Genomic DNA, 1,330 nt, shown 5'->3' on the forward strand with positions numbered 1-1,330 from the left:
TGAAGCTCTATACGACCGTCCGAAGACGCGCTTCGTCGCAAATTTTTTGGGCGAGGCCAACTTTTTCGAAGGCACAGATTTTAAGGTGCAATCCGATGTTGTGCCCGCGACCGGAATGGTCGCGATGCTCCGACCCGAGCGCACCTGCGTCACTGCGCCGAATGGCCCTCGGCGCAGCGATGCGGAGCGCAGGCAATCCACCGCGGGAGTCATAGAAGATATGATCTATGCCGGTCCCTTGAGAAAATACCGGGTACGTGTTGGCGATACAGTTCTGATCGCTCGCGAACATGTCGCCTCCGGGCAAGATGTGTTCGGCGCAGGCGACGAGGTTCGCGTCGACTGGCTTCGATCAGACGTTCGGTTTGTAACCGCGTAAACCCGAGGGATCACCAATGACAATGATACGACGATTGGGCGCAAGGCCGATTTTGTTGACGGTGCCTGCCTTCGGGGTCATGCTCGCTGTATTCGGCATACCGATGATCCTGCTATTCCTGACCAGTCTCAACGCCCCAGCGTTCTCCTTGGCCAACTATGTGGGGTTCTTTGAGAAGAAGTCTTATGTCTTAATTCTGATTCAGACGCTGAAGATAAGTCTGGTGGCCACTGCAATCTGCCTGCTGATCGGCTATCCCACAGCTTACCTGATCGCTAATGCAGGCCGGGCGCGGCCTGTTCTTGTGGTCATGGTGTTCTTGCCTTGGTTGACGAGCGCTCTGGTGCGGACGTACGCGTGGACAGTCGTGTTGGGCGACAATGGGCTTATCAATAGCTTGTTGCTCAACCTAGGTTTTATCGACCGACCGCTCACCCTCATCTACAACCGTTTCGCGGTCTATGTCGGGATGGTGCATATCATGCTGCCCATGATGATCTTACCATTGCTTAGCGTGATGGTGAACATCGACAAATCTCTTATGGCGGCGGCCCGCAGCATGGGCGCAAAGCCTTTCACCGCGTTCCTGCGTGTGTTTCTTCCGCTTAGCGTCCCTGGAATTCGAAGCGGATGCATACTCGTTTTTGTTGTCTGCCTCGGATTTTACATCACACCGCAAGCGTTAGGTGGCCTCGGCGACACCATGCTGTCTACTCTCATCAATTCGCAGCTCACGACGTCATTGGACATGGCGCCAACTGCTGCTGCGGCCTTCATACTTCTTGCCGTGGCACTCCTAGTTCTCTCTACGGCTGGTGTAAATCTCGCCAACGCACACGGTCAACCTGGGTCCGTGGAGCAGAAGATTAAGTCGAACCGCCGGCTATCACTCTCCAAGGCAGGCCGCTATCTTGGTGAACTTGCAACACCCTTCCGGGCTCGGAACTGGTC

At 55.3% G+C, this 1,330-nt stretch carries 2 protein-coding genes; both read left to right on the forward strand.

The features are described 5' to 3' along the window. Positions 1-379, forward strand: a 379-nt coding sequence (locus tag A3AY_RS0108775) for a TOBE domain-containing protein (protein ID WP_018325306.1), incomplete at its 5' end; no start/stop codon positions are given. Between the two features lie 16 nt (positions 380-395). Beyond that, a partial coding sequence (locus A3AY_RS0108780) for an ABC transporter permease (RefSeq protein WP_018325307.1) occupies positions 396-1,330 on the forward strand: 935 nt, incomplete at its 3' end.

The sequence above is a fragment of the Rhizobium giardinii bv. giardinii H152 genome, from assembly GCF_000379605.1.
GTDB lineage: Bacteria > Pseudomonadota > Alphaproteobacteria > Rhizobiales > Rhizobiaceae > Pararhizobium > Pararhizobium giardinii.